This window comes from Agrobacterium sp. ES01, assembly GCF_050320885.1.
Classification (GTDB): Bacteria; Pseudomonadota; Alphaproteobacteria; order Rhizobiales; family Rhizobiaceae; genus Allorhizobium.
Genome location: NZ_JBNQTH010000013.1, coordinates 15,125 through 40,777, shown reverse-complemented (window position 1 = coordinate 40,777; position 25,653 = coordinate 15,125). Strand labels below are relative to the sequence as shown.

The window sequence follows — 25,653 nt, the reverse complement described above, 5'->3', positions numbered from 1 at the left end:
AAGATCGTCAATATGCCAGAGCGCTTGCACCGGCGCATTGGATCGGCCAGAGCCGCTGGCTAATCGCAGCGTACGCTCATGCCGCCGTCGACCACGATCTCTGTACCGGTGACAAAGCGCGCTTCGTCCGATGCCAGGAAAAGCGCGGCGTTCGCCGTGTCGCGCCCGTCGCCCATCCAGCCCAAGGGGATGCGTCTCACACGCGATGAAATGAGCGCATCGACATCTCCCCCCGCACGCTGTCCGGCAAGCCGCGTCTCCACCATCGGGGTATGCAGCTGACCTGGCACGACCGTATTCACACGAACACCCTTTGGAGCGAACTCTACCGCCGTCACCTTCGAGAACTGGATGATGGCCGCTTTCGCAGAAGCATAGGCGACCTGTGGAGATCCGGTATAGCGCAATCCTGAAGTCGAGGAGACGTTGACGATGGCGCCGGAGCCCTTTGCCTCCATCACCGGAAGGACCGCCCGACAGGTGAGGAAGACACTCTTCAGATTGAAGTCGATCTGCCGATCCCAGACCTCTTCCTCCAAAGCGGCCGCACCGCCTTTTTCTGAACCGCCGACGTTGTTGACGAGAATATCGAGGGTGCCAAATCGTTGCTGGCATGCCCCGACCAAGGCTTTGACAGCGCTATGGTCCGTCACGTCACACAGATATGGCTCGATCTCGCCGCCGACGTCACGCGTGCGCTCCAGGGTCTCCGTCATCGACTCCATGCGCAGATCAACGGCGAATACCTTCGCCCCCTCTTCGGCGAAGCGGACACAGGTGGCGCGGCCATTGCCCCAACCGGCACCGACACACCCTGCTCCGGTGACGATGGCAACTTTTCCTTCAAGACGTCGAGCCATCAGACGTTCTCCTCGAAGCCGTAGAGACGGGCCGGGTTGTCGACAAGGAGTGCCCTCATCAGGTAGGGGGTTGGAGCAATCTGCGGTAACAGATCGAAGAGGTCGCCGTCATCCGGCGGTGCTGCGCGATAGTTCGGGTGGGGCCAATCGGTGCCCCAGACGACACGATCGGGAAAGCTCTCGACCAGTTCACGGGCAAATGGCGTGGCATCGGCATAAGGTGGATCCTGTCTCGAAGCACGCTCACTGCCCGAAACCTTGCACCAGAGGTGGTGGTGGTCCAGCAGTCGCAGAAGTGCCTCGAAATGCGGCTGATTTCGCCCGCGGGAGGCATCGATCCGCCCCATATGGTCGATCACGACGGCGACAGGCAGACTGGCGAGCACAGGCGACATCGGCTCGATTAACTGGTCTTCCATGTGGATCTGCAAGTGCCATCCCAAATCGGCAAGCTTGGGCGCCAGTGCCCGCAGCTGCGCCTCGTTCGCACCGGGCGCCAGATGGCTCATGTAGTTGAAGCGCAAGCCGCGAAAGCCCCTTGCATCGAGCGCCCGCAGATCGTCCGTCGTCACGTCTGGCGTTGCAAGAGCAACGCCGAGGTAGCGCCCCGGGCGGGCTGCAATCGCGTCAGCGACGACACTGTTGTCAAAACCGTGGCACCCCGATTGAACGATGACGCAGCGCTCGATGCCCATCTGGTCGTGGAGAGCAAACAATGCTTCCCTTGGCGCATCCGCAGGCTTGAAACTGCTATTGTCGGCATAGGGGAAGCGAGCGACCGGCCCGAAAACATGGCAATGGCAGTCGGTGGCGTTCCTCGGCATGCTGACAGAGGTCATATGCGGCTTCTGGTGCCAGGTCAAAACAGGTTCAGACATTATTGAGCTCCGGCGAACCGCCGCCTTGAGGAGGTATTCGAAAGATATTGATAGTCAGGGAAATCAGCGTGTAGTAGCCGAGGAGACCGACGAGATCGACAAGCCGCTGCTCGCCCAGCACTGTGGCGGCGCGGGCGTAGAGGGCATCGTCCAGCCCGCGTGTCTCATGGGCCGCCAGTGCGACATCGTACACGACCTCCAGTTCCGGATCATCGAACACTGGCCGCCGATTCATTCGGATGGCGTCCACAATTTCGGGTGCGATACCAGCGGCGAGAGCGGGAGCCTTGTGCGCCTGCCACTCGTATTCGGATCCAAAGACCCGCCCTGTCACCAGGATTGCGAGCTCAGACAGATGTGGTCCGAGACTGGTGTCGTAACGGCAGTAGCGCCCGAGGTCCTGCGCCCGGGCCGCGAGTTCAGGTCGATGCAGCCAGACAGCAAGCGGGCCGCGGACACCACCGCGGGGGCCGGCACTGATCGTGTGGTGGATTTCACGCTGTTGCTGCGAATAGCAGTCCGGATCGGGGGCGCTGAGGCGCTGTGGAGGCCAGTTCATGCGGATTCGCTTTCTGTCTGCTGGAAGGCGGGGATTGCGGTGGAAAATTGATCGAACCATGACACAAGGCGCGGATGGGCATCTCGCCACTCGACCGGGCGGCGCCAATCAAGATAGCCCAGTGCGCACGCCAACCCGATGTTTACTATATCGGCGCGATCGGTCCGAGGCGGAGACTGCTCGAAAGCGGCAAGGGCTCGTTCGATCTTGCCGCGTTGATGATCCAACCAGACCGCGGACCGTTGCGTGGCTTCGCGGAAACGATCTTCATAGACCATCAACAAAGCGGCATCCGCGATCCCGTCCGCCAGCCGAGCTCGCGTCAGGGCTCGGGCTCGCTCAAGTGGCTGCGAGACACAAGGCAGCAGTCTCGCACCGCCCGCGAGCAGATCGAAGAGTTCGAGGATGACGCCGCTGTCGTAGAACGCTTCCTCGGCGATCAGCAGACAAGGCATCTTGCCGAGCGGATTTTGGCAGCGCAGATCGTCGGCAGCATTCCGTGTATCGGCATCGCGCCGGATGATCCGATCGCCGAGGCCGAGAGCTTGAGCGGCAACGCGGACCTTGCGACCAAATGGAGAAGTGGTCGTGGAACGTAACACGATCGGGATCAATGGGTCGTTCCAAAGCGAATGAAGATCCGTCACAGCTCACATCCTCGACGGAAGAAACAGCGCAATCTGCGGCACGAGATAAAGCAGCAGGAGCATTGCAAATCCCGCCAGCACGAAAGGCACCAGACCACGAAAAACATCCTCAAGTTTTACACGTCCACCGGAAGCCGCCTGCACAACGAAGCAGTTGATGCCAACCGGAGGTGTCACGGCACCAATCTCGACCAGCAGAACAACGAAGACGCCAAACCAGATAGGATCGTAGCCGAGATCCATCATGACCGGATGAGTGATCGGCAATGTTACGGCCAGAAGCGCCGGCGCATCCATCATCATGCCAAGCGCCAGATAGATGATCGAAATCAGGACAACGATGACCCAAGGCGCCACATCAAGCCCAGTGAGGAACTCGCCAAGAGCATTCGTTACTCCCGAAAGCGCAAGGAATTTTGAGAACAGGAGCGCCGAAATCAGGATCGCAAAAATCATGGCGGAGGTGCGAACGGTCTCCATAAGCGTATCGCCGATCTTGACACCACGCAGCCCCCGATGGCGCAGGATCGCAAGCAGGAAGGTCAGTCCGGCACCAACGCCTCCAGCCTCGGTCGGCGTGAAGACACCAATATAGAGCCCCGCCACGATGCAAATAATGATGAAGACCAATGGTCCTGCGAGACGAAGTGACACGAGCTTTTCGCGGAGCGAATACTGCGTGCGATCAACCGGAGCGAGTTCAGGACGACGAAGCACCGTAATCCAGATCGCCAAGCAAATCATGAGTGCGAACACCACCCCTGGAATGAGCCCCGCAACCAGAAGCGCGCCGATCGAGCTGTCCGTCAAGATACCATATACCACGACTAGCGCAGACGGCGGTATCATCACCGCAAGCGTGCCTGCGATCGCAATCGAGGCAGAGGCAAGGCTCTTGTCGTAGCCCCGATTCAGCATTTGCGGCAAGGCGAGCTTGGTGAAGACTGTCGCAGTGCCCACCGACGAACCGGATGCCGCACCGAATGCGGCGGCTCCCAGCGTCGTCGAGATTGCGAGCCCTCCCTTAAGATTTCCCATCCATTTTGTTGTCGCTTCAAACAGATCCTCGCCAAGCCCTGCACGCATGGCGAAAAAACCCATGAGAAGAAAGAGCGGGATGACCGAGAAGTGAAACGAGTGGGTTGTCTCGAAGAAGACGGTCGACAGGAGTGCTGTCGCAGCCTTGAAGCCCACCAGAGCGGCCAGCCCGAACGCACCCACCAAGCCCAGGACAACCATGACGTTGATGCCTACCAGTATCCCGCCAAAGAGACACAGGGTACCGACCATACCGATCGCAATATTGCTCATGCGTCCTCCGGACGTTCATGGGGGAGTGACTTGCCCGATGCGACCCAGAGAGCGTCGATCAGGAACTGCAAAGTCAGGAGCGCCATCCCGAAGGAGACAGCATACTTGATGGGCCAGACTGGATAGCGGATCGAGCCCCGCTTCATTTCGTTGATGGCGAACGACTTCTCAGCTGAAAGCCACCCCGCCCAAGTCGCCCACCCAAAGAGCACTGCACCAGCCAAAAGGGCGAAGATCGTCAGCGCACGGGCGATGGAACCGGGTGCCCGGTCCGTGATCAGCGTCACGCGAATATGCCCGCCGTGATACTGGGTGACGGCCAGCGACAGGAAGATAACAAGGGGCAGCGCTCCTTCGGTGAGTTCCAACGTACCGGCAATGGGCGAGTTGAAACCGTAGCGGCTCACCACGTTTGCCACGACGAGCACCATGACACAAAAGGCAACTGCCCCTGACACCCAGGCACACGCCGTCAGAACCCGGCCATAGCCGATTCGTATGCGAGACAGACTCAACATTCATTTTGTCCTATGCGACAAATGCGGGGCAGCGTGTAACCGCGGCGCCGGCCATCATTTAAAACTGCAAGTCGGAAACAATCTCTTCGACGGGAAGTCCTGCTGCCTCAGCCTTGGCCTGCCACTCTTCGCGAACAGCCTTTACCTTCGGGTCTTCAATGATCGCCTTGAGTTGGTCGGCCGGAAATGACGTCACTGTGACGTTGAGATCTCCCGCCCACAGGTCGCGTACGCGCTTCTCGTCGGCAGTAAGCATCCGACCGTACTCGACCATATAATCCTTGCCCAGTTGATCGAGAACCGCCCGGGTTTCCTCATCCATCGCATTATAGGTATCGAGATTGACGGCGAGCAAATGCCCAAACGAGGCGCCGAACGGAATCTCAATATAGTATTTGGCGACCTCGTCATACTTGAAGCCACGGGCAAGGGCAGGTCCGATCGGTGCACAGTCAACGATCGAACGCTCCAAGGCTTCGTAGGTATCGGACGTCGTGATGGAGACAGGCGTGGCACCCATTGCCTCTATGAGAGCCGGATAGGCAAAGCCGTATGATCGGATGCGCTTGCCTTTCAGGTCCGCCATCGACGCGATCGGCTCCTTGCACAGGAGACCATAGTTTTCCAATGCGCGGAAACTGAAAGCATGCAGATTATCCTGTGCAAGCTCCTCAGCGAACTGCGGGTAGGTCGCGTGCCATTTCACCATGGCTCCAGCGACGCCGGCACTGTCGAGCGGCTGAGGAATAAAGAAACCGATAGCATTGTTCAGGGGGAACTGGTCGGGGAAATAGGGGGTGACGATGTCGCCCATGTCGCCAACGCCACTTGCCAATGCATCCGGTGTTTCACCCACGGCAGCAACAGAGCCACCCCAGAACATCTGGATTTCATGCTTTCCGCTGGTCCGCTTTTTGAATTCCTCCACGAGCCATTGAAGACTGTTGGCGTGCGCGTCGTTGGCGCCCTGCGGCTTATAGGTAATGTATGTATAGGTTTGCGCGTTGGCAGTGGCGGCCCAGAGCACCATGGCAGAGGCCACGGCTGTCAGCTTTGTCATCATCGAAAATCCTCCGTTGTGTTCCAGCCTCCTCCGGAACAGTGCCAAAATGCCCAAGGTGACGTCGCGACGCAAATACCGAGTTTTTATACATAGCCATGCCTTTTTGGCATGGACGAAGTGAAAGTCGATGTTGCTCTCTTGCGAGCTCTGTTGCTATCAATCCTTGGGTAAAGCAGCGCGTTTCGGTCTTTGGTACCTTCCAACTCAGGAGTTAAACCCTTGGAAGAAAGCAGCTGGTTTCTGCCTAGACAGAGAATGTCTATAAACATTTCGGTATGGCTTTTGGAGGATGCCAATGGACTTGCGTGCGCTGAGATATTTTGTGGCAGTGGTCCGCGCACGTAGCATATCGGCTGCGGCAGAGGAACTGCACATTGCCCAGCCGGCCGTCACGCGCCAGCTTCAAAAGCTTGAGCACGAGCTGGGAGCACAACTGCTTGAACGCAGCGGCCGTGGTGTGCAAATGACCAAAGCGGGGTTCATTCTAATGGAGCGTGCCGAGGCACTCTTGCGGATGGCCGACGACACCCGCGATTATATATCCGGAACTGAAAACCTGGCGGTCGGCAACGTGGTCCTTGGCCTACCGCCAATGGCCGGAGCGGCCCTAGCCCCGCCGATTGTCGAGCACTACCTCAAGGTTTGGCCACAAATCTCGCTTCGGCTACTGGAAGGCAGCAGTCCCTCTCTGCATGAATGGGTTCTTGACCGGCGTATCGACCTTGCGGTTCTCCACAATCCTGTCTCCCTGCCGGAGCTGGATGTCGAGCCGATTTCCTACGAACAGACAGTGCTTATCGGACCGGGAAAAACGGCACACGGAAATCTGCCAAGGATCAAGAAATCGATCTCTGTCGGAGATCTCGTCGATATCCCTTTGATCATGCCAGCATTGCCGCATGCCAACCGACGGATGCTCGACAACGCTGCAAAACAGTTCGGCGTTCGGCTGCAAATTCGCAGCGAGGTGGACAGCATCACGCTGATCAAAGCACTCATTCGTTACGGACAAGGCTTTACAGTTACCACCTATGCAAGCGTTCAACAGGAAGTCGAGAGGGGAGAGCTTCAGGCCTACTTTCTGGATCGCCCACCCTTGATCAGCGTGTTCGCAATCGTTCGACGCCGGGAGATGAGAGGTTCATGGCTGACGAATGAGCTGGCACAGACTGTGAAGACGACGCTGACACAGCTGATCGCCGCAGGACAATGGCAGGGGTCGCAGCGTCGTGGACGAGAGGATGCGGAGTGCTGAAGTCGATTATGCGGAAGACCATTGTCTTTCTACACCCGCCTTGAATGTAATATATTGGCGTAAGCAATTAATTCATATGGCAAAAAAAGGTGCGCGGATTTGGCACCATGCTCGCGTCGGGGCAACCAGATCTTCTTCTCTTGGGCGGCACAGGCGTTTCAAAAATCCGCGACGTTGCCCCATGCGGAGCTCAAGAAGCGGTTCGGATGATAAGGGCGGGGATCGACCAGCGGCTCCGATCCAGTGGCGATATCGGCGATGAGATGACCGGCACCTGGGCCAATACCGAATCCGTGGCCGCTGAAGCCTGCTGCCAGAATGAAGCCAGGCACCACTGGGGTTTCGCCAATGGCCGGCACGCCATCCGGTGTCGAGTCGACATAACCGGCCCAACTCGCCGTTATGCCGCAGCCCTTCAGTGCCGGCAGCAGTTCTGTGGCGCGTTCGTAGGTCAGCCGGATCGTGCCATAATCGACGGTCGGATCAAGGATCCGCATGTGTTCCATCGGAGTCGGACGATCGAGCCGCCAGCGCGCCAGGCTCTCGTGGCCGCTGCGCAGGCCCTCCAGGCTGCCCGGAGACAGGGACCGCCAGCGCCGAATGAACATCGGTAGGAATTGAGCGGCAAAACAGATTTGCTGAGCGGTGGGATCCACCCGGCCTCGGCCGCTGATCGCAAGCGTAAATCCGCCGTCGCTGCGGCGGGTTGCGGAGACGCGCGCTGTATGGAGCGCCTCGGGCAGCAAGCCTTCGCCCGGCGCGACAGAAAGGATCGATGATCGGATGGAGACCTGGGGAAACCGAATGCCGAGTTGGCGGCAGAAGGAAGACGCCCAGGCGCCGCCGGAGAGAATTGCCGTGGCTGTACGGATCGTCCCATGTTCGGTGACGACGGCGGAAAGCCGACCACCTTCGGTCTCGATGCCACGTGCGGCGCAGTTCTGGCGCACCGTCCCGCCGAGCTTGAGAAAGGCGCGAGCGACAGCAGGCGCGGCGCGCGACGGATCGGCTGTCCCGTCACTCGGCGAAAAGACGCCACCCATCCAGGTGCGACCTGTCGCCACGCCACGTTCGGCAGCGGCAACGCTGTCCAGCATATGGGTCGTCACGCCGACGGTGCGAGCGAAGTCCCGCCATCGCGCCCAGCCGGCCAGTTCTTCCTCACTATTGCTCAGGTAGAGGAGGCCGCAGCGGCGAAAACCGGTGTCTTCCCCGCTCTCCTGGCCGAATTCTTCCCAGAGATCGAGGCTCTTCGTCGCCATGGGCAGCTCACGGGCATCGCGGTTCTGCTGGCGGCACCATCCCCAGTTGCGGCTCGACTGTTCGGCTCCGACGCGGCCTTTCTCCAGCAGGACGACCTTCATGCCTCTTTTTGCGAGATAATAAGCAGCAAAGACGCCAACAATTCCGGCTCCGATGATTACGGCATCGGCCGAGCGGGGCAATTCTTCAGGGCTTTCCACAAGCATAAGCGGCGCTGGCATGGGTGTCGGTCTCCTTGTCGCGTCAGAAGCATAACCCCTCGTTCCCGCCAAGGATGCCGCACATATCCGTCGAGCAGCAGAAGATTCCGTCACGTCGTATCAATGCCAACGATCGTGCGGAACACCTCTGGGCAGAATGGAATAGACAAGCTTCGCCATGGTGTTAAGCTCAATCAAGGATTTCCGCAGAATATAATTCCGCAGCCTTTCGGCGCCTATCGGAGACGAGCGTAGATGAAACTGGACAGGATCGACATCAAGATTCTCTACGAGCTGCAGAAAAACGGTCGCATCACCAATGTCGAACTTGCCGAGCTGGTCAACCTGTCGCCCAGCCCGTGCCTGATGCGCGTCAAAAAGCTTCAGCAGGAAGGCTACATCATCGGCTATTCCGCGCAGATCAATATCGGCAAGCTCGGTCAGACGCTGACTGTGTTTACCGAAATCACCCTGAAGAACCACCGCCAAATCGACTTCGCCCGGTTCCTCGCCGTCGTGGAGAAGATCGATCAGGTGATCGAATGCCATCTCGTGTCGGGCGGCTACGACTATCTCATCAAATTCGTTACCGCCGGCATCGGCGAGTATCAGGGGATTATGGAGCGCTTGACCGACATGGATATCGGTATCGACAAATATTTCAGCTTCGTTGTACTGAAATCGCCAATCGTCAAGGCGCATATGCCCCTCACCAGCCTGTTCCCGCTTTAGGGGGGCGCAGATTGTCCCGAAAATGGCTCACATCAGCTGTGGCCGTAGGTCCTGACCAGCTCTGGATCAAGCTCCAAAGAGTCCAACCAGCCCGGGTCGAGTTTTGGAACGGAAGAGAACAACAGTTTCGCATAGGGATGTTGCGGCACCTTCAGATGTGCTGGCGTGATCTCCTCGACCTTACGGCCAGCATACATCACAACGATCTCATCGCAAATTGCCTCGACAACCGATAGGTCGTGGCTGATGAAGATATAGGATAGCGAAAGCTCGCGCTGCAGCTCCTTCAGAAGATCGATGATGGCTGCCGCAACCACTGTATCGAGAGCCGATGTGATCTCATCGCAAATGATCAGCTTCGGCTCGGCAGCAAGGGCGCGCGCGAAGTTGACGCGTTGTTTCTGACCGCCGGACAGCTCCTGCGGCCGCCGGTGACGAAGCGATTTCGGCAGGTGTACCATGTCGAGCAACTGGTCGATGCGGGCGTCCCGCTGTTTGCCCTTGATGCCGTGATAGAATGTGAGCGGCCGCCCGAGAATCTCTTCGATCGATTTCTCTGGATTGAGTGCTGTGTCGGCATATTGGAAAACGATTTGCATTTTGCGCAATTCATCGCGGCTGCGTTGCCGTACCGAGCCTGCAAGCTCTCGTTTGTCGAAGATCATATTGCCGGCAAATGGCGGCAGAATACCGGCAATGGCGCGTGCCAGTGTAGATTTTCCGCAGCCGGATTCGCCGATAATGCCGAGATTACGACCCTTTTCCACCGTCAGGCTTACGTCCTGTACCGCACGAACCAGTGGCAACCGGTCCGCCTGGATCGGACCATAGCCGGCAAACAGGCCATTGACCCGGAGGAGGACTTCCCTGCCTTTCACTACAACATCATGGCCACGCGGCTTGGGCTCGAACGCGGCCAGTAGTTCGCGTGTATAGGGATGCTGGGCACGCGACAGAATGTCAGCCGTTGTGCCTGCTTCCTGTACTTCGCCGTTGCGCAGGACGACGATCCGGTCAGCGATCTGCGCAACGACGGCAAGATCGTGCGAAACGTAAACGCCCGAAATACCGCCCGCCTTCAACACCGACTTAAAGGCCCGCAGCACCTCGATCTGGGTGGTGACATCGAGGGCCGTGGTCGGCTCGTCGAAGATGACGAGCTTCGGGTCGCCTATCAGCGCCATGGCGGCCGAAAGGCGTTGGAGTTGCCCCCCCGAAACCTGGTGGGGATAGCGGCTCCCAATCGTCTCGGGATTGGGCAGCGAAAGGGCACGGAACAGTTCGATGGCCTTCTGTCGTGCTTGTTCGACCGGCATCAACTGGTGGATACGGGTGACTTCGATCACCTGGTCGATGATGCGCTTTGCAGGATTGAATGCTGCTGCTGCGGACTGGGGGACATAGGCGACCTCGGCGCCGCGGATGCTGGCGCGTTCACGTTCGCTCAGCGCAACCATGTCCTTGCCGTCGATCCGGACATTGCCGCGGGAAATGTGGCATCCCGAGCGGGTATAACCCATCAGCGTCAGGGCAATCGTCGTCTTGCCCGATCCACTCTCGCCGATCAACGCCACGATTTCGCCGGGGGCGATGTCGAGGCTCACACCCTTGATGATGTCGACGCGTCTGCCGCTGTCGGTAGTGGCCTCCACTTGCAGATCACGGATTTCGACAAGGTTTTCCATTCAGACACTCCGGTCGCGGATTTTTTTCGGCAGGTTGTCGATCAGAAGATTCACACTGATCGTCAGGCTCGCGATCGCCAGCGAGGGAACGATAACGGCAGGTGCCCCGAATGGCAGGCCGCCGACGTTTTCATGCACCAGCGCGCCCCAGTCGGCGAAGGGCGGTTGTACGCCGAGGCCCAGGAAGGACAGGCCGGACAGCAGCAACACGATGAAGACGAAGCGAAGGCCGAGATCTGCGAGCACGGGTCCGATGATGTTCGGCAGGATTTCCGAGCCGATGATGTAGAAGATGCCTTCGCCGCGCGTGCGCGCCACGGTGATATAATCCATGGTGTTAATGTTGACGGCGAGCGCACGGGCGAAGCGATAGGCTCCGGGCGTGTAGATAACGGCGAGTGTGACGATCAGAACGGTGATCGACGAGCCAACCGCTGCAACAACGACCAAACCCGAAAGTTTGCCTGGAATGGAGTTCATGGCGTCGAGAAAACGGCTCAGTGCCGCATCGAACCATCCACCGACAACAGCGGCCGTCATGCCGAGAACGACGCCGGAGAAACAGGCGATGGAGACGGCTGCAAGCGAAATGCCGACGGTGTAGCGGGCGCCCATGAGAACTCGGGACAGCATGTCGCGGCCAAGATAGTCCGAGCCGAGCCAGAACCTGCTGCTCATCACGCCGAAATAATCCTCGTCAACGATCTCGCCGACCGGGTGGGGAATGATATGCGGCGCAATGAGCGCCATCATCCCCCAGAAGAGGATGACCGTCAGTCCGATCATCCCGACCCAGCTGAAACGGTAACCGAATTTCTGTGAAACTGGAACGGTTGGAGTCATGATCAACGCAGCCTCGGATTGGCAAGGATCGCAATGATGTCTGCAAGTGTGATCAGACTGAGATAGCCGACACAGAAGATCATCGCGCAGGACTGGATGAGCGGCAGGTCACGGGTGGCCACGCCGTCGACCATCAGCTTTGCAATGCCTGGATAATTGAAGATGGTTTCAACGATGATCACGCCGCCAACGAGATAGGATAGGGAAAGGGCGACCGCATTGACGATCGGGCCAATCGCGTTTGGCAAGGCGTGGCGTAAAACCATCCGGGGGCGGGAAGCTCCCTTCAGCAGGGCTGTCTCGACATAGGGTGTGTTGAGGGTATCGATGACGGCGGCGCGTGTCATGCGGATCATCTGCGCCGCGACCACGAAAGTCAGACTGATCACCGGCATGGCATATACTTTGAGCAACTGCCAGATGGAGGTGACGTCATTGGCAAAAGAAAGCGCCGGCAACCATTTGAGATAGACCGAGAAGACCAGCACCGCCGACGTCGCGACCATGAATTCCGGAATTGATATCACGCCGATGGTGACGATGGTCACTGAACGGTCATAGAGCGATCCGCGGAACATCGCCGCCGTGATGCCGAGCGTCAGTGCAAGCGGCACGGAGAAGATGGTGGTGATGCCTGCCAGTTTCATGGTGTTGACGAAGCGACCACCGATGAGTTCAGCCACCGCAACATTGTTCACGTAGGATGTTCCGAGGTCTCCAGTTACCAGTCCACCAAGCCAGCGCAGGAAACGCAGATAAGCGGGTTCGTCAAGATGCATGGCGCTGCGCAGTCCCGCGATGGCTTCCGGCGTGGCCGCCTGACCAAGGAGGATGGTCGCGGTATCACCCGGCAACATTGCCGTTGCAAAAAACACTGCAATGGACACGATCAGGAGTGTCAGGACAGCGACAAGCAGCCGGACCGTAATGAGATCGAGTACATACCTGCTCAAGTGTAGCCCCCTGCTGGACAGAGTTTCAAGATGATGAACAACGCCGCGAGGCGAAAGTCATGCGGGTGGGAATTCGTCGAGGAAATCCCGATCCGCCATCGAGGCGGTCGACAAGGTGCCGTCCTGACACCTTGTCGACCGCTGCCTATCAGGCATCGAGCCAGACATATTCAGCAAACGCATACCCCATTTGGCCACCCAATGGGTTGGCTTCGAGGCCCTTCAGCGTGCCCGAGAGAGCATCCACGTTGGACAGGAAGACGGGAATCACGGTACCGGCTTCCTCGGAGATCATGACTTGCATTTCGTCGTAGATCGCCTTCCGCTTCGCTTGGTCGAGCAGGCCTCTAGCCTCGACCAACAGGCTGTCGAATTTCGGAGACTTGAACTGGCTTTCGTTCCAAGGAGCGTCGGACGAATAGAGCAGCGAGAAGAGGATGTCGGGTGTCGGGCGCGGATTAATATTACCGAAGTGGACGGGCGCCTTCAACCAGTAATTCGACCAATAGCCATCAGAGGGCACGCGCTGGACGTCGAAATTCATGCCGATTTCGGCACCTGCCTGCTGAACCAGTGTAGCCATGTCGACCGAGGACGTGGCGGCATCGGAGGCGATGATCGGGATGGACTGGCCGACGAGCCCTGCCTTCTCGAAGTGGAACTTCGCCTTTTCGGGATCGAAGGCTTTCGGCTTCAATTCGGCATTGTAGTAGATGCTTGCGGGCGATACCGGTTGGTCGTTGGCGATTTCGGCAAGGCCGCGCATGACCGATTTCTGGATCTGCTCGCGATTTACCAGGTTCTTCATGCCGACAACGAAATCGGCCTTGTTGCCCGGTTCCATGTCCAGACGCATGTTGAGGTTGGTATAATTCCCGGACGTGGTCTGCGACAAGACAAAGCCCGGCTGGCTTTCGACCAGCTTCATTGAACGGGGCTTGATGGATGCCGCCAGATGAATGTCGCCCGATAGAAGCGCATTGACGCGTGCATTGTCGTCGCTGATGGCGAAATACTCGAAGGAATCGATGTATGGCCCTGCAGACTTGAAGTAGTTCGGGTTCCTGACCGCGACAGACTTGACGCCCGGCTCGAAGCTCTCAAGCTTGAAGGCGCCTGTGCCAATACCCTTGGAAAAGTCGGTCGTGCCGTCCTGGACGATCATGAAATGATGCATCGCCAGTATCGTCGGAAGGTCGGCATTGGGATTGGCCAGTGTGATCTCCACCGTCAGCGGGTCGACAACCTTGGCGCTGGTGATCTGCTTGGCGATCGAATTGACCTTGGAGCCGACGTCAGGATCCAAGTGCCGCATCAGCGAGAAGACGACGTCTTGCGACGACAGGGTCTTGCCATCATGGAAGGTGACTCCGGAGCGCAGCTTGACCGTCCAGACCTTGGCGTCCGAGCTCTCCACGCTCTCGGCGAGCTCCATCTGTGTCACGCCACCTTTATCGAGGAAAGTCAGGCGGTTGTAGAGCGCGCAGCAGCGCACATAGTCTGTCGAAAGCGAGGCCTTGGCCGGGTCGAGCGTGTCGGCCGTCGATGCCGACCAGCCAGCCGCCTTGAGGTGTCCACCAGACTTCGGCGTTGCGGCAAATGCGCTGGTGGCGCTTCCAAGGATCGCACCGCCGGCCGAGAGGGCAACGCCGCCGGCCAGCAGCATGTGGAGAAGCTCGCGACGCGTAGCGCCGCGGCGAATGGCATTTTCGACCATCGCGTCGTCTGACGAGGTCCAGTTGAGAGTTTTATCGGTCATGTCATTCCCCTTTTTTTGTGGTCTGGTTGTCGGGTCGCCTGTCTTGAAGCAGGCTTTGCTCGTCGTTGAGATGAAGGTCAGTCAGCTCCGTGCAGCAGTTGCGGCATTGGCAAGGCCGACCATTGAGGTAAAGTGATAGTCGGGTTTGGTGAACTCCGCCGGCTCGATCGTACCGCCATAGCCCTTCACGGCATGGCGCCTTTCGATCCAGCAATTCGTCATGCCCAGCTCCCGCGAGACGCCGATGTCGTGGTACTGGCTCTGCGCCACGTGCAGGATATCGTTCTTGTTCGCACCCTCATCGGCCACGAAATCGAAAACCTGGTGAAAGAAGGCCGGATCCGGTTTTTCGGTGCCTGTGTCGTCCATCGTAAAGGCAGCATGAAAGGGATCGCCAAGCGCGGCAGAAAAATATTCGAAGGCCCAGCGGCGGGCATTCGTCATGGCAATGAGGCGATAGTCGCGCGCTAGCCGCGCCATGGCCTCGGCGCTGTCGGGAAAGGCCTTCCAAGTCTTCGCCGAATCACGCAGGCGCTCGCCGCAGGACGCGTCAGCCGGCAGAGAGAGTGTCGGTGCAATGGCATTATAGACGCGGACGAGGTCATCCGGGAACAGACCGGCATCCTCGGAATAGCGGGCCGCACGATAGAGGTTAAGCGCCTCCTCACCATCAATCGTTACGCCTGCCTCCGCTGCGATTTCATTGAGGCAGGACGTCAGCCCGCCTTCAAAATCGATCAGTGTCCCGACCACATCGAAACTCATAAACTTGAATTCACGCAGCGATTTGCTCAATTTGATATCCCCAGTTTCGGTCGCATCGAATGCCGCGGCGGCGTTAGACGAAAGATTATGCTGCTCCTGATTCCGAGCGACCGGCCCTGCCGGCCGTGGCCCCAGATATCCAGAAATTTGGGCCTTTGCTTTCTCCAAGTTTGGCACTTCCTCCGTGCCATTGACGCCGAATCCACTGCATGATGCGGCACAAAATTCTAAATTGGAGCCATCCGCGATATTTCGGCAAGGTCCATGGGATCAAGCCTCACCCCTTCATGGCTTTTCGGACGTCCGTATCCTCCAGGGTCTGGTCAAGCGTCTTCGCGGTCCGCTCAAGAATAGCGTCGATGTCCTCATCTGTGCAGCAGAGGGGAGGCGCATATCCCAGCACCCCATTGGCGAATGCGCGGATGACCAGTCCGTTTTGCCAGGCACGGTCGAATATGCGGCGTGCCGGCTGCGCTTCGGCGGGCAAAGGTGTTTTCGTCTTCTTGTCGGAAACGAGTTCGATCGCCGCCAGCATGCCGCGCCCCCGCACGTCGCCGACAAGAGGGTGATCGCGGAGAGCCTCGAGGCCCGCCATCAGCCGCGCGCCGGCCTTCACACCGTTTGCGAGCAAGCCATCTTCGTAGAGCCTGAGCACTTCCAGGCCGACGGCGGCACTTACCGGATGAGCAGAATAGGTATAACCGTGGCCGACAGGGGATGCGCCAGCGCCATCCGCAATCACCTGATAGACATGGTCGGCCATGAAAACCGCGCCCATTGGTACATAACCGGAAGTCAGCCCCTTCGCAGTTGTGATAAAATCAGGGACGATATCGTCCTGCGAACAGGCGAAAAGAGGTCCGGTGCGACCAAAGCCGGTGATCACCTCGTCGGCGACAAAGAGGATATCGAGCTCCCGGCAGAGATCCCGCATGGCCTTGAGCCAGCCCTCCGGAGGAACGATGACGCCACCCGACCCCTGGATCGGCTCGGCATAGAAGGCAGCGACACGGTCGGGACCGATCGCCTCGACCTTGGTGCGAAGTGAAGCAAGCGATGCCTCTATGATGGACGTTGCATCCTCGCCGACCGGGTTGCGGTAAGGATAGGGAGACGGAATCTTGTGCTGCCAGTCGAATGGGATCCCAAAACCTGCGTGGAAATTGGGAAGTGCGGTCAATCCGGCGCCAACTGTCGAGGAGCCATGATAGCCCTGCTCGATGGAGATGAACTGGTCGCGCTGCGGCTGGCCTTTGGCGATCCAGTAGTAGCGGATGAAACGGATCGTACTATCGACTGCATCCGAGCCGCCGAGGGTAAAGTAGATGTGTTTGAGGTCACCGGGCGCTCTATCGGCAAGTTCGGATGCTAACCGGATCGCGGGTTCAGAACCCAGGCCGAAATAGGCCGTCGCATAGGGCAGTTCCCGCATCTGACGCGCTGCAGCATCGACGATTGTTTCATGGCCGTAACCTGCATTGACGCACCACAGGCCCGCGAAACCATCGACAAGCTGATGACCGGAAGCGTCTGTCAGCGTCGCCCCCTTGGCGGAGGCGAGCACTCGGACGCCTTGTTGTTCATGACCACGATAGGAGGCAACGGGATGGATGAGGTGAGCGCGGTCAAGCTCGACGAGGGAATTGTTGAACATTGTCATCTCCGGATCAGCCGAGGGCCTGATTGGCAAGGGCGAAGGTGGTGACCGCCGTTGGGGCGGGCGGAATGATGATGGGCCGGGCCATCGCAATCCCGCCGCCGACATGGGCGAAGCCCTGCTCTTCGAGCCAGGGGGCGAGACCTGTTCCGGCACCGGTATCGATGCGCAGAAAGACGTCCTTCCGGCGGCTGACGAAGTGTGAGACAAGCGCCTTGGCAGCCTCGAGATCTGGGGCAACGACCGGGCCGATCACTTCGCCGCGGCCGAAGCTGCGATTGGCTGCAAAGGCCGAGACCTGACTGTCGCAGCGGATCACGGCAAATTCTCCGACTTCGGCAAGCTTGCGAATGAGGTCGGCGCGGTCGGCGCCATAAGCCTGTCTGTCGAGGTCGAGAATAGCTGGGAGGTCGTCGGCGGTTGCGACTTCAGTATTGTCGGGCGCTGTGATCCTGCCGGCAACACCCTGATGCTGGACAATCGTTCCCGTTGCGCGAAAGCCGAGCCGTTCGTAAAGCGGCAATCCCTCGGCCGTCGCGACAAGGCGCAATGGCCGGTCGCCTGCAAGTGTCATAGCGGCTTCCATGAGCCTGCGTCCAAGCCCGCGTCCGCGCATGCCCTCGTCGACGATGACCATATTGATCGTTGCGCAGTCTGCGCCATAGGGGGTGAGCAGGATCGTGCCGGCAACCTCGCCAGAGCCGGTGACCGCGACGAAGCCTTGGCTCAGTGCCAGAGCCAGTCGCCAGTCTTCCGGCCGATGCGGCCAGCCCGATTGGCGCGACAACCGGACGGCGCCATCCAGATACTCCGGGCCTATCGGCGCAATGGCGATGTCGATGATCTGCATGGAGTCCTACCTTGATTTCCTGACCACAAGTGTTGCGTCCAACGGGCCGGCAGATTGTCTGAAGGCGGCACCCACCGCGATATCTTCAGCCGTAGGAGGAGGTGGTCGCCGCATCTTATGCTGCGACTGGCGATAGGCGCCGCTGGACAGGGCTTTCGGCAGCCGATTGCGTGGCCTGCGCCCAACCAAATGCCATTCAGGCCGGCACATACGGAACTTTCTGCTTTCTAATCCCGCAATTCAGTCGACGCGGTCGCCGGAAGCCGACCTATGATCTCGTCATCAGCAACCGGCTCCACAGCCCGGCTTATCGAGGACGACGCGCATGACGACCTTTCGCCCGAAATACATCACCTTCGACTGCTACGGCACACTCACCAATTTCCAGATGGCGGAAGCTGCGCGCGACCTCTATGGAAACCGTCTTGATGAAACGAAGATGCTGGAATTCATCAAGAATTTCGCTGCCTACCGGCTGGATGAGATTCTCGGCGACTGGAAGCCCTATGCCGACGTGGTTCACAATGCATTGGAACGTGCCTGCAAGCGAAACGGTGTCGCCTTCAAGGACGAAGATGCCCGGTTCGTCTATGAGCGGGTCCCAACCTGGGGACCGCATACGGATGTGCCGGCCGGCCTCGCCAAAGTCGCCAAGGAAATCCCGCTGGTCATCCTCTCCAATGCGATGAATGCGCAGATCATGTCGAATGTTGAAAAGCTCGGCGCCCCCTTCCATGCCGTCTACACAGCCGAACAGGCAAATGCCTACAAGCCGCGCTTCCAGGCTTTCGAATATATGTTCGACATGCTCGGCTGCGGGCCGGAAGACATTCTGCATTGCTCCTCCTCCTTCCGCTACGACCTGATGTCTGCCCATGATCTCGGGATCAAGAACAAGGTCTGGGTCAACCGTGGTCATGAGCCGGCCAATCCCTATTATGGTTATGTCGAGATCGCCGATATCGGCGGCCTTCCGGGTGTCGTCGGGCTCTAAGGAAAGACAATATCCATGAAATACCTGTCCTACTGGCACGATACGTCATCCGCCTTCGCCGGGGCCGTCAAAGGACCGGTCGAGGGGCACTACGATGTCGCGGTGATCGGCGCAGGCTTTACCGGGCTTGGCGCAGCGCGGCAGCTCGCCAAGGCCGGAACGAAGGTGATCGTGCTGGAGGCGGAAATCGTCGGTTACGGTGCGTCGGGACGCAATGGCGGCCATCTCAACAATGGCCTGGCGCACAGCTATCTGGCGGCCAAGGCGGAGATCGGCAAGGAGCGCGCCATTGCGCTCTATCAGGCGCTGGATGCCTCGATCGACACGCTGGAGGCCATCATTGCCGAGGCGGGTATCGACTGCAATTTCCGCCGGACCGGCAAGCTGAAGCTGGCATCCAAGCCGCAGCATTTCGGCAGTATCGCGAAGAATTTCGAGGCAGTGCATGCCGAAGTCGATCCGGATACCGCGCTGCTTTCGCCGGCCGATCTGAGAGATGAAGTCGGCTCGCCCTTCCACGGAGCCATGCTGTCGAAGAAGAGCGCGATGATGCATATGGGGCGCTACGTTGCCGGTCTCGCCGAAGCGGCAAGCCGCAGTGGTGCGGTGATTGCCGAAAAGGCGGCGGTCACGGAGCATCGCCAGGCAGAGGGGCGGCATGTCCTGACGACGGCAAGAGGTGTTGTCACGGCAGATCAGGTTCTGGTCGCGACCGGCGCCTACACCACGTCGAATTTCGGTTATTTCCGCCGTCGCATCATCCCGGTCGGGAGTTTCATCATCGCCACCCGGCCACTCACGGATGTGGAGATCGCGGCGACCATGCCGGGCAACCGCACCTGCGTGAACTCGATGAATATCGGCAATTATTGGCGTCTTGCGCCGGATAACCGGCTGATCTTCGGAGGCAGGGCGCGTTTCTCTGCCACGTCCGACCAGCGGTCAGACGCCAAGAGCGGTGCAATCCTGCGCGAAAGCCTTGTACAGATCTTCCCGCAACTGGCACATGTCGAAATCGACTATTGCTGGGGCGGCCTGGTCGATATGACCAGCGACCGCTTCCCGCGCGCGGGCTACCACGATGGCATCTGGTATGCGATGGGCTATTCCGGCCATGGAGCTCAACTTTCCACCCATCTCGGCATGACATTGGCCGATGCCATGCTCGGACGGCCAGACCAGAATCCTCTCAAGGGCCTCGACTGGCCAGCGGTTCCGGGACATTTCGGCAAGCCCTGGTTCCTGCCCCTGGTCGGGCTCTACTACAAGGCGCTCGACCGGTTTCAGTAGCGCCTAGCCCGGTTTCGGCCTGGCATGCAAAGGGGAGTTGCGTCGGCAACTCCCCTTTGCATTCGCGCACATAACGAAGGGCTCAGCCGAGCCCGCCGATGTGCAAGGATTTCATCTCCAGATATTCCTCGATGCCGGCCCTTGCACCTTCACGGCCGAGGCCGGATTGCTTAATACCGCCAAACGGCGCAACTTCCGTCGAGATGGCACCGGTGTTGAGGCCGATCATGCCGAATTCCAGTGCCTCGCCGACGCGCCAGGCGCGTTTCAGGCTTTCCGTGTAGAAATAGGCAGCGAGGCCAAAAGGCGTGCCATTGGCAATCGTCAGGGCCTCTTCTTCCGTTTCGAAGCGGAAGAGCGGCGCTACCGGTCCAAAGGTCTCCTCGCTGGCAAGCTGCATGTCCGTCGTGGCGCCGGTGAGGACCATGGGTGCTGCATATTGTGCGCCATCAGGCATGTCGCTACGGGTGGTGATAATCTTGGCACCCTTGGCAAGCGCGTCGTCGACATGGCGGTTAATCTTGGCGATAGCGGCCTCGTTGATCATCGGCCCGATCGAAACACCGGGGGAGGTGCCGGGTCCAACCTTCATAGCGCTTACGCGTTTGCTGAGTTTGTCGGCAAAGCTGTCGTAGATGCCGGCCTGCACGAGAATCCGGTTGGCGCAGACACAGGTCTGTCCGCCATTGCGGAATTTCGAGGCGATCGCGCCCTCGACAGCCAGATCGAGGTCGGCGTCGTCGAAGACGATGAACGGGGCATTGCCACCGAGTTCGAGTGAAAGGCGCTTGACGCTATCGGCGGCACCGCGCATCAGCAGGGAACCGACGCGGGTGGATCCGGTGAAGGAAATTTTCCGCACCGTCTCGTTTGCCATGATCTCGCTGCCGATGTCTGTTGGCAGGCCAGTGACGATATTGATAACGCCGGCGGGAATGCCGGCCTTCTCTGCCAGCCAGCCGATGGCGAGAGCCGAAAAAGGGGTGAATTCTGAGGGTTTGACGACTACTGTGCAGCCTGCGGCAAGGGCAGGGGCGACCTTGCGGGTGATCATCGCATTGGGGAAGTTCCAGGGTGTGACGATACCGCAAACACCGACCGGCTCTTTCAGGACGACAATGCGCCGATCTGCTGTCGGGGACGGGATGGTGTGGCCTTCGATGCGCCGGGCTTCCTCGGCGAACCACTTGACGAAGGAAGCACCGTAGCGGATCTCCCCGCGTGCCTCGTCAAGCGGCTTGCCCTGTTCGGTTGTCAGGATCAGCGCAAGATCCTCGATATACTCAAGCATCAGCGCATGCCATGCTTCGAGGAGTGCTGCCCTCTCACCATGGGTCTTCTTCTTCCAGGTGCCGTATGCGGCGGAGGCCGCCTCGATGGCGGCACGGGTTTCCGCACGCCCCATGTCCGGCACCGTGCCGAGAACCGATTGGCTGGCCGGATCGATCACGTCGATAGTCTTTCCGGACGCTGCCGGTGTCCACTGGCCGCCAATCAAGGCGTGTTGCCGGAAAAGGCCGGGTTCTCTCAAGGTCTGCATTTTCTGTCCTGTCTCAAATAAGTCATAGTGCTGCAAGAATCGCAGCGGTGATTGCCTCGGTCCGGTCCTTGCCCGGAATGGTGCCGATGCCGCTCGCCGTCGTGCGCTCGATGGCCGCTATGATGGCTGTAGCGGTTTCGGTTTCGCCCAGATGGTCGAGCATCATGGCTCCGGACCAGATCGTGGCGATCGGATTGGCGATGCCGAGATGGGCGATATCGGGTGCCGAACCGTGCACCGGCTCGAACATCGAGGGTGCCGTTTTGTCCGGATTGATGTTGGCGGAGGCGGCAAATCCAAGCCCACCCTGGATGGCGGCGCCCAGATCGGTCAGAATGTCGCCGAACAGATTGGAAGCGACGACCACGTCAAGGCTTTCCGGCGCCATGACCATGCGCGCCGCCATGGCGTCGATATGGTAGCTGGTGACCTCGATATCCGGGTAGTCGGCAGCGAGTTGCTGGGTCACCTCGTCCCAGAAGACCATCGAATATTTCTGAGCGTTCGACTTGGTAACTGAGGCGAGTTTTCCGCGGCGTTTGCGCGCCTGTTCGAAGGCAAAACGCAGGATGCGTTCGACACCCGTGCGGGTGAAAATCGAGGTTTCGACCGCCACTTCATCGGCTGTGCCCTGATGGATGCGGCCGCCTGCGCCGGAATACTCACCCTCGGTGTTTTCGCGGATGCAAAGAATGTCAAAGGCGTCCGCCCTGAGTGGACCCTGACCCCCCGGCAGCAGCCGGTGAGGGCGGATATTGGCATATTGCACGAAGCTCTTGCGGATGGGCAAGAGGAGACCGTGCAGCGAAACCGCATCAGGCACCTGCTGCGGCCAGCCGACCGCGCCGAGCAGGATGGCGTCGAAACTGCGCAGCGTCTCAATACCGTCCTGAGGCATCATCGCGCCGGTTTCCTTGAGAAGGCGCAGGACCAGGGAAATTCAGTGCCATCGAGCGCGAAACCGACCGCACCGGCAGCCTTCTGCAGCACCGACCAGGCAGCAGCCGTGACATCGCCTCCAATGCCATCGCCGGGAATGAGGGCAATCCTGTGGGTTTTCATCGTGCGCATATCCTCAAAGTCTGATCAAGACGCTCTTGCTCTTGCGGTTGGCCTGGAAGGCTTCGCGACCAAGATCCTTGCCGATGCCGGATTGCTTGTAGCCGCCGGTCGGCAGGATATGGTCGCGCGATCGGCCATATCGGTTGACCCAGATGGTCCCGGCTTGAAGGCGGCGGGTGAACCGGATCGCGCGGGAAAGATCGCGAGTGAAGAGCCCGGCGGCCAGCCCGTAGGTGGGATGCGCGGCCAGTGACAGGGCTTCTTCCTCGTCGCGGAAGGTCTGCAGTGTCAGCACAGGACCGAAGATCTCCTGCGTGACGGCAGGCGATTTTTCGTCGACTCCGGCAATCAACGTCGGGGCATAGAAATAGCCGGGCGCGTCCATCGACGCCCCGCCTGTGAGGCATTCGCCGCCAGCGGCAACGGCAGCCGAGACGATCGAGTGGATGCGCTGACGCTGCTGATCTGAAATGATGGGCGAATACTGGGCCGCCGCATTCCAGGTCGGCATGGGATGAACGGCATTCATGTGTCGCAGGATAGCCTCGACAAGCGGCGCTGCGACACTTTCCTCGACGATGAGCCGTGATCCGGCAACGCAGGCCTGTCCGGCATTGCTGATGATGCTGGTAGCGATTGCGGTTGCCGCCTTGTCGAGATCGGCATCCGCAAAGACGAGCTGCGGGCTCTTGCCGCCGAGTTCCAGCGTCATCGATTTGATGCCGGTGCGGGCGACATTTTCCATGATCGCTGAGCCTGCGCGCGTCGAGCCGGTGAAACTAACCTTGGCGATGTCGGGATGGGCGGTGATGGCATTGCCGGTCAGCTGGCCGTCGCCGAGCACGACGTTGATCAGCCCTGCCGGCATGCCGGCGCGCACGGCAAGTTCCGCGAGATAGATGGCGGAAAACGGCGTCATCTCGGAGGGCTTCAGCACCACGGCATTGCCGGCGGCAAGGGCAGGGCCGAGTTTCCAGGCAGCCATGGAAATGGGGAAGTTCCAGGGGGTTATGGCGCCGACCACGCCATAGGGTTCTGTCACGATCATGCCGAGATTGTCGTCATCGGTCGGCACTAGGTCGCTGCCTTCCTTGTCGGTGAATTCGGCAAAGAAGCGGATCTGCTCGGCCGAAATGGCAATATCGCCGTCGATCAGATGACCGACCGGCCGGGTCGAGGAAAGCGCTTCGAGCTTGGCGAGCGTGACCGCTTCGTTCTGGATCAGGTCGGCCCAACGGTGCATCACGTTCAACCGCTCGCGTGGGCGAAGGCCGCCCCAGTTGCTGGTCTTCAGTGCCGCCTTGGCAGTCGCGACCGCACGGTCGACCATGTCGGCGTCTGCCCGCGGGCAGCCGGCATAGGACTTGCCGTCTGAGGGGCGGTGCATCGGGATAACGCCATCGGCCGAGAGGAGGCTGTCTCCGATGAAATGCCCGATTGGAAGGGGCAGACTGGTGGGATCGAAACTCAGGGTCATCAGGCTTACCTCGCATCTCTGTCTTGCGAGGTTACCGGCACGCCCGAAGTAGTATGCACCGATCACGGCGAGGGCAGCGGATGAAAAACCTGTTTTGCGGCTGCCACGCAGCGTAATCGTCGGTGCTCAGTCGTGACTGCGGCGACTATGACCGCCGCAGTTAACGTTTTCAGGCCGTTACGTAGATTTTGCGGACCGTCTCGATCGTTCTCCAGGTGCCGACGAAGCCGGGTTTCATGACGAAACTGTCGCCAGCTTTGTAAGTTACCGGCTCGCCGCCTTCCGGCGTGATTTCCACGAGGCCCGAAAGGATATGGCAAAACTCGAAGGTCCCGCCCTTGATCGAATGGGTGAGCCCGGGCGTGGCTTCCCATACACCGGTGTGAATGGTTTCGTTACGGGCTGCGTCCTGCGCCCATGTCTTGAAGCTGGGGTTTCCGGAGATCAGTCGCTCCGGGGTCGGCACAGCCTCGCGCGGCGCAAAGGACGGGGTGGGATCGATGGTTTTCAGAAGCGACATGATTTTCCTTTCGGGTTGAATAAGTCAGTATCCGCGCTGGCGGTCGACAAGGCCTGTCGGCTCCAGACCGGCGCGCAGGCGTTTGATGTTGTCGATGACGGCCTTCGCTGCGGAATGCGGCTGCGTGACACTTGCCACATGGGGTGTCAGCAGTATGCGGGGATGGCTCCAGAAAGCATGACCGGCCGGAAGCGGCTCCGGGTCAGTCACATCGACAACGGCGCCGGAAAGCTGCCCGCAGTCGAGCGCCTGGATCAGGTCTTCGTGGTTGAGCTGTGGTCCTCGGCCCGTATGAACGAGGCCAGCCCCCTGTCGCAGGCGGCTGAAGAGATCCGCGTTGAGCAGCCCGCGCGTCTCTGCCGTGAGCGGAAGCATGCAGATCAGAATGTCGGTTGCAGACAGCATTTCGTTCAGGCCATCGCTTGCCACATGGCACGTCACGCCTTCAATCGCGTGGGTCGATCGGCTCCAGCCTGAAAGCCGGAAGCCGAAGGGTTTCAACCGCTCGAGCACGGCCTGTCCGAGCAGGCCGAGGCCAAGCACGCTTACACGCCGCTCAGGCGCTTGTTGCGCGGCCAGTGCCTGCCAGATCCCCTGCCGCTGCTGGCCCAGATAAGCAGGCAGGTCACGGTGCAACGAGAGTACGGCAAGCGTCACATACTCCTGCATCATGCGAACGATGCCTTCTTCCACCATGCGGACCACCTTCACATGGGCGGGCACATCGGCAATGCGAAACTGGTCGACGCCAGCGCCGATGGAAAACAGCACTTCGAGATTGCGGTAGCGCGTAAGGTCTTCGGGAACTGTCCATGTGATCAGGTAACGGACGGTTGCCGGATCAACCGTGCCGGGGTCCATTGAGAAAAGCAGATCCGGCAGATCCCGCGCAAAAGCGTCCCGGAAGATGGCGCCGCGGTACACATCGGAGTGAAAGAGGAAGGTCATCGGGCAGGGGCTCCGTTCGCTATC

At 59.6% G+C, this 25,653-nt stretch carries 23 protein-coding genes and 1 pseudogene; 4 read left to right on the top strand and 20 right to left on the bottom strand.

Annotated features, from left to right (window positions below; genetic code table 11):
* Nucleotides 1-59: 59 nt before the first annotated feature.
* The 7 genes from ACQQ2Q_RS22130 to ACQQ2Q_RS22100 are packed head-to-tail and all read right to left on the bottom strand — an operon-like array spanning nt 60 to nt 5,836.
* Nucleotides 60-860, bottom strand: a complete 801-nt coding sequence (locus ACQQ2Q_RS22130) for an SDR family NAD(P)-dependent oxidoreductase (RefSeq protein ID WP_428189267.1) — start codon at nt 858-860, stop codon at nt 60-62.
* A complete protein-coding gene (locus ACQQ2Q_RS22125; RefSeq protein WP_428189266.1) occupies nt 860-1,738 on the bottom strand; it encodes an amidohydrolase family protein in 879 nt (292 codons plus the stop codon). Before ACQQ2Q_RS22125 ends, ACQQ2Q_RS22130 begins: the two co-directional genes overlap by 1 nt.
* On the bottom strand, nt 1,731-2,297 hold the full coding sequence (locus ACQQ2Q_RS22120) for a carboxymuconolactone decarboxylase family protein (protein ID WP_428189265.1): 567 nt from the start codon (nt 2,295-2,297) through the stop codon (nt 1,731-1,733). Before ACQQ2Q_RS22120 ends, ACQQ2Q_RS22125 begins: the two co-directional genes overlap by 8 nt.
* Entirely contained in the window at nt 2,294-2,911 is a 618-nt protein-coding gene (locus tag ACQQ2Q_RS22115) for a glutathione S-transferase family protein (protein WP_428189264.1), read from the bottom strand. Before ACQQ2Q_RS22115 ends, ACQQ2Q_RS22120 begins: the two co-directional genes overlap by 4 nt.
* A gap of 36 nt (nt 2,912-2,947) precedes the next feature.
* Nucleotides 2,948-4,255 (bottom strand): TRAP transporter large permease, encoded by a 1,308-nt coding sequence (locus tag ACQQ2Q_RS22110; protein ID WP_428189263.1) that lies wholly within the window; start codon nt 4,253-4,255, stop codon nt 2,948-2,950.
* The gene (locus ACQQ2Q_RS22105; RefSeq protein ID WP_428189262.1) at nt 4,252-4,773 is read right to left on the bottom strand and encodes a TRAP transporter small permease; all 522 of its coding nucleotides are present in this window, start codon (nt 4,771-4,773) and stop codon (nt 4,252-4,254) included. The genes ACQQ2Q_RS22110 and ACQQ2Q_RS22105 overlap by 4 nt, the downstream gene beginning before the upstream one ends.
* A 58-nt stretch (nt 4,774-4,831) precedes the next feature.
* Nucleotides 4,832-5,836 carry a C4-dicarboxylate TRAP transporter substrate-binding protein gene (locus ACQQ2Q_RS22100; RefSeq protein ID WP_428189261.1) on the bottom strand — a complete coding sequence of 335 codons (1,005 nt, stop codon included), beginning with the start codon at nt 5,834-5,836 and terminating at the stop codon, nt 4,832-4,834.
* 295 nt (nt 5,837-6,131) lie between these two features.
* Here ACQQ2Q_RS22100 and ACQQ2Q_RS22095 point away from each other — a divergent pair, with 295 nt between their 5' ends.
* Nucleotides 6,132-7,091: a LysR family transcriptional regulator gene (locus ACQQ2Q_RS22095; protein WP_428189260.1), complete on the top strand. Its 960-nt coding sequence runs from the start codon at nt 6,132-6,134 to the stop codon at nt 7,089-7,091.
* Between the two features lie 158 nt (nt 7,092-7,249).
* Here ACQQ2Q_RS22095 and ACQQ2Q_RS22090 read toward each other — a convergent pair whose 3' ends face one another.
* Nucleotides 7,250-8,575: an NAD(P)/FAD-dependent oxidoreductase gene (locus tag ACQQ2Q_RS22090; protein WP_428189259.1), complete on the bottom strand. Its 1,326-nt coding sequence runs from the start codon at nt 8,573-8,575 to the stop codon at nt 7,250-7,252.
* Between the two features lie 234 nt (nt 8,576-8,809).
* Here ACQQ2Q_RS22090 and ACQQ2Q_RS22085 point away from each other — a divergent pair, with 234 nt between their 5' ends.
* Nucleotides 8,810-9,286, top strand: coding sequence for an Lrp/AsnC family transcriptional regulator (locus ACQQ2Q_RS22085; protein ID WP_428189258.1), 477 nt, complete (start codon nt 8,810-8,812; stop codon nt 9,284-9,286).
* A 32-nt stretch (nt 9,287-9,318) separates the two neighbouring features.
* Here the strand turns inward: ACQQ2Q_RS22085 and ACQQ2Q_RS22080 are convergent, their stop codons facing one another.
* The 7 genes from ACQQ2Q_RS22080 to ACQQ2Q_RS22050 all read right to left on the bottom strand — a co-directional run bounded on the left by ACQQ2Q_RS22080 (nt 9,319) and on the right by ACQQ2Q_RS22050 (nt 17,798).
* Nucleotides 9,319-10,971 (bottom strand): ABC transporter ATP-binding protein, encoded by a 1,653-nt coding sequence (locus ACQQ2Q_RS22080; RefSeq protein ID WP_428189257.1) that lies wholly within the window; start codon nt 10,969-10,971, stop codon nt 9,319-9,321.
* Nucleotides 10,972-11,814, bottom strand: coding sequence for an ABC transporter permease (locus ACQQ2Q_RS22075; protein WP_428189256.1), 843 nt, complete (start codon nt 11,812-11,814; stop codon nt 10,972-10,974).
* A 2-nt stretch (nt 11,815-11,816) separates the two neighbouring features.
* Nucleotides 11,817-12,767: an ABC transporter permease gene (locus ACQQ2Q_RS22070; RefSeq protein WP_428189255.1), complete on the bottom strand. Its 951-nt coding sequence runs from the start codon at nt 12,765-12,767 to the stop codon at nt 11,817-11,819.
* A 148-nt stretch (nt 12,768-12,915) separates the two neighbouring features.
* Nucleotides 12,916-14,526, bottom strand: coding sequence for an ABC transporter substrate-binding protein (locus ACQQ2Q_RS22065; RefSeq protein WP_428189254.1), 1,611 nt, complete (start codon nt 14,524-14,526; stop codon nt 12,916-12,918).
* A gap of 81 nt (nt 14,527-14,607) precedes the next feature.
* The gene (locus tag ACQQ2Q_RS22060; protein WP_428189253.1) at nt 14,608-15,321 is read right to left on the bottom strand and encodes an HAD-IA family hydrolase; all 714 of its coding nucleotides are present in this window, start codon (nt 15,319-15,321) and stop codon (nt 14,608-14,610) included.
* Between the two features lie 247 nt (nt 15,322-15,568).
* Nucleotides 15,569-16,945, bottom strand: coding sequence for an aspartate aminotransferase family protein (locus tag ACQQ2Q_RS22055; RefSeq protein WP_428189252.1), 1,377 nt, complete (start codon nt 16,943-16,945; stop codon nt 15,569-15,571).
* A gap of 13 nt (nt 16,946-16,958) precedes the next feature.
* Nucleotides 16,959-17,798 (bottom strand): GNAT family N-acetyltransferase, encoded by an 840-nt coding sequence (locus tag ACQQ2Q_RS22050; protein ID WP_428189251.1) that lies wholly within the window; start codon nt 17,796-17,798, stop codon nt 16,959-16,961.
* 325 nt (nt 17,799-18,123) lie between these two features.
* Here ACQQ2Q_RS22050 and ACQQ2Q_RS22045 point away from each other — a divergent pair, with 325 nt between their 5' ends.
* A complete protein-coding gene (locus tag ACQQ2Q_RS22045; protein ID WP_428189250.1) occupies nt 18,124-18,792 on the top strand; it encodes a haloacid dehalogenase type II in 669 nt (222 codons plus the stop codon).
* A 15-nt stretch (nt 18,793-18,807) separates the two neighbouring features.
* Complete coding sequence (locus tag ACQQ2Q_RS22040) at nt 18,808-20,082, top strand: NAD(P)/FAD-dependent oxidoreductase (RefSeq protein WP_428189249.1); 1,275 nt, start codon at nt 18,808-18,810, stop codon at nt 20,080-20,082.
* Between the two features lie 82 nt (nt 20,083-20,164).
* Here ACQQ2Q_RS22040 and ACQQ2Q_RS22035 read toward each other — a convergent pair whose 3' ends face one another.
* The 5 genes and pseudogenes from ACQQ2Q_RS22035 to ACQQ2Q_RS22015 form a co-directional block, all read right to left on the bottom strand.
* Entirely contained in the window at nt 20,165-21,622 is a 1,458-nt protein-coding gene (locus ACQQ2Q_RS22035) for an NAD-dependent succinate-semialdehyde dehydrogenase (protein ID WP_428189248.1), read from the bottom strand.
* A 22-nt stretch (nt 21,623-21,644) separates the two neighbouring features.
* A pseudogene (locus ACQQ2Q_RS22030) lies at nt 21,645-22,684 on the bottom strand (tartrate dehydrogenase).
* Between the two features lie 13 nt (nt 22,685-22,697).
* Nucleotides 22,698-24,161, bottom strand: a complete 1,464-nt coding sequence (locus tag ACQQ2Q_RS22025) for an aldehyde dehydrogenase family protein (RefSeq protein ID WP_428189247.1) — start codon at nt 24,159-24,161, stop codon at nt 22,698-22,700.
* A 169-nt stretch (nt 24,162-24,330) separates the two neighbouring features.
* Nucleotides 24,331-24,681, bottom strand: a complete 351-nt coding sequence (locus ACQQ2Q_RS22020) for a cupin domain-containing protein (RefSeq protein ID WP_428189246.1) — start codon at nt 24,679-24,681, stop codon at nt 24,331-24,333.
* A 24-nt stretch (nt 24,682-24,705) separates the two neighbouring features.
* A complete protein-coding gene (locus ACQQ2Q_RS22015) occupies nt 24,706-25,629 on the bottom strand; it encodes a 2-hydroxyacid dehydrogenase (protein WP_428189245.1) in 924 nt (307 codons plus the stop codon).
* Nucleotides 25,630-25,653: the final 24 nt, after the last annotated feature.

Coding starts and splice junctions, on each gene's coding strand:
- ACQQ2Q_RS22130 (WP_428189267.1), bottom strand. CDS start 860: ATGGCTCGACGTCTTGAAGGAAAAGTTGCCATCGTCACCGGAGCAGGG.
- ACQQ2Q_RS22125 (WP_428189266.1), bottom strand. CDS start 1,738: ATGTCTGAACCTGTTTTGACCTGGCACCAGAAGCCGCATATGACCTCT.
- ACQQ2Q_RS22120 (WP_428189265.1), bottom strand. CDS start 2,297: ATGAACTGGCCTCCACAGCGCCTCAGCGCCCCCGATCCGGACTGCTAT.
- ACQQ2Q_RS22110 (WP_428189263.1), bottom strand. CDS start 4,255: ATGAGCAATATTGCGATCGGTATGGTCGGTACCCTGTGTCTCTTTGGC.
- ACQQ2Q_RS22105 (WP_428189262.1), bottom strand. CDS start 4,773: ATGTTGAGTCTGTCTCGCATACGAATCGGCTATGGCCGGGTTCTGACG.
- ACQQ2Q_RS22100 (WP_428189261.1), bottom strand. CDS start 5,836: ATGATGACAAAGCTGACAGCCGTGGCCTCTGCCATGGTGCTCTGGGCC.
- ACQQ2Q_RS22095 (WP_428189260.1), top strand. CDS start 6,132: ATGGACTTGCGTGCGCTGAGATATTTTGTGGCAGTGGTCCGCGCACGT.
- ACQQ2Q_RS22090 (WP_428189259.1), bottom strand. CDS start 8,575: ATGCCAGCGCCGCTTATGCTTGTGGAAAGCCCTGAAGAATTGCCCCGC.
- ACQQ2Q_RS22085 (WP_428189258.1), top strand. CDS start 8,810: ATGAAACTGGACAGGATCGACATCAAGATTCTCTACGAGCTGCAGAAA.
- ACQQ2Q_RS22080 (WP_428189257.1), bottom strand. CDS start 10,971: ATGGAAAACCTTGTCGAAATCCGTGATCTGCAAGTGGAGGCCACTACC.
- ACQQ2Q_RS22075 (WP_428189256.1), bottom strand. CDS start 11,814: ATGACTCCAACCGTTCCAGTTTCACAGAAATTCGGTTACCGTTTCAGC.
- ACQQ2Q_RS22065 (WP_428189254.1), bottom strand. CDS start 14,526: ATGACCGATAAAACTCTCAACTGGACCTCGTCAGACGACGCGATGGTC.
- ACQQ2Q_RS22055 (WP_428189252.1), bottom strand. CDS start 16,945: ATGTTCAACAATTCCCTCGTCGAGCTTGACCGCGCTCACCTCATCCAT.
- ACQQ2Q_RS22050 (WP_428189251.1), bottom strand. CDS start 17,798: ATGCAGATCATCGACATCGCCATTGCGCCGATAGGCCCGGAGTATCTG.
- ACQQ2Q_RS22045 (WP_428189250.1), top strand. CDS start 18,124: ATGACGACCTTTCGCCCGAAATACATCACCTTCGACTGCTACGGCACA.
- ACQQ2Q_RS22040 (WP_428189249.1), top strand. CDS start 18,808: ATGAAATACCTGTCCTACTGGCACGATACGTCATCCGCCTTCGCCGGG.
- ACQQ2Q_RS22035 (WP_428189248.1), bottom strand. CDS start 21,622: ATGCAGACCTTGAGAGAACCCGGCCTTTTCCGGCAACACGCCTTGATT.
- ACQQ2Q_RS22025 (WP_428189247.1), bottom strand. CDS start 24,161: ATGACCCTGAGTTTCGATCCCACCAGTCTGCCCCTTCCAATCGGGCAT.
- ACQQ2Q_RS22020 (WP_428189246.1), bottom strand. CDS start 24,681: ATGTCGCTTCTGAAAACCATCGATCCCACCCCGTCCTTTGCGCCGCGC.
- ACQQ2Q_RS22015 (WP_428189245.1), bottom strand. CDS start 25,629: ATGACCTTCCTCTTTCACTCCGATGTGTACCGCGGCGCCATCTTCCGG.